This window comes from Rhodopseudomonas sp. BR0C11 (assembly GCF_010820945.1).
Taxonomy (GTDB): Bacteria; Pseudomonadota; Alphaproteobacteria; order Rhizobiales; family Xanthobacteraceae; genus Rhodopseudomonas; species Rhodopseudomonas palustris_H.
Genome location: NZ_QTKI01000468.1, coordinates 1 through 3,436, shown reverse-complemented (window position 1 = coordinate 3,436; position 3,436 = coordinate 1). Strand labels below are relative to the sequence as shown.

Below are 3,436 nucleotides of genomic sequence, written 5' to 3'. Positions count from 1 at the left end.
AGCCGGGCTCGCGCACGGCGGCGCCGATCAGGGCGCGCCGGGACTGCGCGATTATCATCCCGGTTACTACGCGGCCTTCATCGCCGACCCGGACGGCAACCGGCTCGAAGCGGTGTGCCACACGCTCGGCTGAGCGCTTTCCTTGCACCTGCTGTCCATCGCCTCGGCGTTGATCGGCGCCAAAGTATGATACCGCGACAGTCGCGTAGGATTGGGCATCAACGGGGCTGTGCCGATGCTCGCTTTCCTCAAGCTGCTGATCTCGTTTGCGCCGTGGCTGTCGTTTCTGATCATCGCCCGTGACACGTTGCTCCGGGTCGAGATTGGCCTCTGCGTCGCACTGGTGCTGACGGTCGTGATGGGCGTGCTGAAGCTCCAGCGCGGTATCATTCTGTGGGTCGGCGTGGTGTTCTTCGGCGCCGCAACCGTCGCGGTGATGGGGTTCAACGACACCTGGACGCTGCGCCATCTCGGCGTGCTCGCCAACGGCGCGTTGGCGGCCGGGGCCTGGCTGACCATTCTGCTCGGCAAGCCGTTCACGCTCGACTACGCCAAGGAGCACGTCGATCCGGCGGTCTGGAATGATCCGAAATTCATCCGCATCAACGTGCTGATGACCGGCATCTGGGCGACGGCTTTCACCATCAACGCGGCGCTGGCATTCGGCAAGATGGAGCAGGTCGCGCTGCCCGAACTCGCCTACGAGCTGATCTCCTACGCGGTGCTGATCGGCACCGCGATGTTCACGGTCTGGTATCCCGAACATCTGCGGCGGGCGCGGGCGGCGGCAAGCTGAGGCCGCAGCGCTGCGCCGCAAACAAACGTCACCCTCCGCGAAAGCGGAGGGCCCAGTATCCCAGAGCGCTCGTTACTTAGCCGCAGCGCTCTGCAATACTGGGCGCCCGGGCAAGCCGGGCGATGACCGGTTTTGTTGAGGGCCAGCTTCGATCAAATTGATCGCGGAAACGGCTTACTCAAAAATCGCGAGCCCTTTAGCCCGAATCGCCACGGATAGTCCGCCGCCTTGGTGATGCCGATGCGCGGTCCGGTGACGATCTCCGGCGTGGTGATCCTGCGGTGGATCGCGAACGGGGCGGCATCGAGCGGTAGGCCGTTGTGAGCGATGGTGATGCCGAGGGCCTGCGCCAGTTTGCCGGGGCCGGAACATAGGCTGCGTGGCTCGTCGAGGCCGCGGCGCTTGCGCATTGCCACAAGGCCGTGGGTCGGCTCCAGCGCGCGGATCAGCACCGCGCTGGCCGAGCCTTCGGGCTCGCAGACGACATTGACGCACCAATGGATGCCGTAGGAGCGATACACGTAGGCGACGCCCGGCGGTCCGAACATCACCTGGTTGCGCGGTGTCGGCCCGCCGTAGGAATGCGCCGCCGGGTCGGTGTGGTGATAGGCTTCGACCTCGACGATCACGCCGCCGGCGCCGCCGAACAGCAGCGTTGCGCCGATCAGCTCGGGCGCGACCTCGTGGACGCTGCGGGCAAAGAACCGGCGCGTCAGCAGCGGGCCGAGAGCGGGATGTGTTCCGTCCGGCGAGGCCTTCGGAACGCGGGGCTTGGTCATCTGGGACAGGGATTGTGCGCCACAAGGCGCGGCCGGCGATGCGCGTTATGCTTACAATTCGAGCATTATTCCAAGGGATAACAGCCCGCAAGCAGCCCGGGTTGCGGGACGGGGGCGGCCGGATTAGGTAGGGTTCTCGCGCAAACCCAGGCAGCTCATGGTCGTTCTCGTCGATACGGTGTCCGCCAATCCCGTCCGCCCCCGGCACCCGGAGAAGGCGGCGCGGCCCGACGCGCTGTCGCCGAAGAAGCCGGACTGGATCCGGGTGCGCGCGCCGACCACGCGCGGCTATGGCGAGACCCGCGGCATCGTCAAGGAAAACGGCCTGCACACCGTGTGCGAAGAGGCCGGCTGCCCGAACATCGGCGAGTGCTGGGACAAGAAGCACGCCACCTTCATGATCATGGGGGACACCTGCACCCGGGCGTGCGCGTTCTGCAACGTCAAGACCGGGATGCCGGCGGCGCTCGACGCCAACGAGCCGGCCTATGTCGCCGAGGCGACGCGGAAGCTCGGGCTGCAGCACCTGGTGATCACCTCGGTCGACCGTGACGATCTGGCCGATGGCGGCGCGGCGCATTTCGCCGCGACGATCCGCGCGGTGCGCGAAGCCTGCCCGACCACGACGATCGAGATTTTGACGCCCGACTTCCTGCGCAAGGATGGCGCGCTGGAAGTCGTGGTCGCCGCCAAGCCGGACGTGTTCAACCACAACCTCGAAACCGTGCCGTCGCGCTATCTGTCGGTGCGGCCGGGCGCGCGTTACTTCCATTCGATTCGGCTGCTGCAACGGGTGAAGGAACTCGATCCGACCATCTTCACCAAGTCCGGCATCATGGTCGGCCTCGGCGAGGAGCGCCACGAGGTGCTGCAGGTGATGGACGACCTGCGCTCGGCGGAGGTCGATTTCCTCACCATCGGCCAGTATCTGCAGCCGACCCGCAAGCACCACGCGGTGATGCGCTATGTCACGCCGGACGAGTTCGCCGGCTATCAGACCACTGCCTACGCCAAGGGCTTCCTGATGGTGTCGGCGAGCCCGATGACGCGCTCGTCGCATCACGCCGGCGACGACTTCGCCAAGCTCAAGGCGGCGCGCGCGGCGCGAGCCCGCTAACAGTCCAAGACCTGAAGTCCGAGACGATGCCGCAGTTTTCCAACAGGCGCAGAGTGCCGCACAGTGCCCAGCAGATGTTCGACCTCGTTGCCGATGTCGAGCGCTATCCGCAATTTGTGCCGCTGTGCAAGGCGCTGAAGATCCGCGAACGCATCCAGCAGCCGGACGGCAACGAGGTGGTGATCGCCGACATGACGGTGTCGTTCAAGCTGGTGCAGGAGACCTTCACCAGCCGCGTCACCCTCGATCGCGCCAATCTCAAGATCCTGGTCGAGTATCTGAAAGGCCCGTTTTCCAATCTGGAGAACCGCTGGACCTTCGCGGCCAAGACCGAGCGCGCCTGCGAGGTCGGCTTCTTCATCGCCTACGAGTTCAAGAGCCGGATGCTCGCCACGCTGATGGGTGCGATGTTCGACACCGCGTTCCACCGTTTCGCCGAAGCCTTCGAAACCCGCGCCGACCAGATCTACGGCACCGGCCCGAAGCTGTCGCGGGTGTAGTTATTTTCGCTATCGCGAGAAACTGGAGTTCTGCCGTCATTGCGAGGAGCGCAGCGACGAAGCAATCCAGCTCGATGCACGGAGCTGGATTGCTTCGCTCCGCTCGCAATGACGTTGAATACTTGAATATCAACACACTCCAGCGTCATCGCCCGGCTTGTCCGGGCGACCCAGTATCCCGAAGTGCTTCCGAAGATCACGAGCGCTCTGGGATACTGGGCCCTCCGCTTTCGCGGAGGTTGAC

At 65.0% G+C, this 3,436-nt stretch carries 4 protein-coding genes and 1 pseudogene; 4 read left to right on the top strand and 1 reads right to left on the bottom strand.

The window, feature by feature from the left end; translation table 11 throughout:
- Positions 1-133: pseudogene (locus DYI24_RS28430) on the top strand (VOC family protein); the annotation flags it as partial.
- Positions 134-235: 102 nt separating this feature from the next.
- Entirely contained in the window at positions 236-796 is a 561-nt protein-coding gene (locus DYI24_RS23560) for a hypothetical protein (RefSeq protein WP_164574049.1), read from the top strand.
- Positions 797-948: 152 nt separating this feature from the next.
- Here the strand turns inward: DYI24_RS23560 and DYI24_RS23555 are convergent, their stop codons facing one another.
- A complete protein-coding gene (locus DYI24_RS23555; protein WP_164574048.1) occupies positions 949-1,575 on the bottom strand; it encodes a DNA-3-methyladenine glycosylase in 627 nt (208 codons plus the stop codon).
- Between the two features lie 157 nt (positions 1,576-1,732).
- Here DYI24_RS23555 and lipA point away from each other — a divergent pair, with 157 nt between their 5' ends.
- Positions 1,733-2,692: a lipoyl synthase gene (gene lipA, locus DYI24_RS23550; RefSeq protein WP_107344565.1), complete on the top strand. Its 960-nt coding sequence runs from the start codon at positions 1,733-1,735 to the stop codon at positions 2,690-2,692.
- Positions 2,693-2,718: 26 nt separating this feature from the next.
- Positions 2,719-3,192, top strand: a complete 474-nt coding sequence (locus tag DYI24_RS23545; protein WP_012496037.1) for a type II toxin-antitoxin system RatA family toxin — start codon at positions 2,719-2,721, stop codon at positions 3,190-3,192.
- The last annotated feature ends 244 nt before the right edge of the window (positions 3,193-3,436 follow it).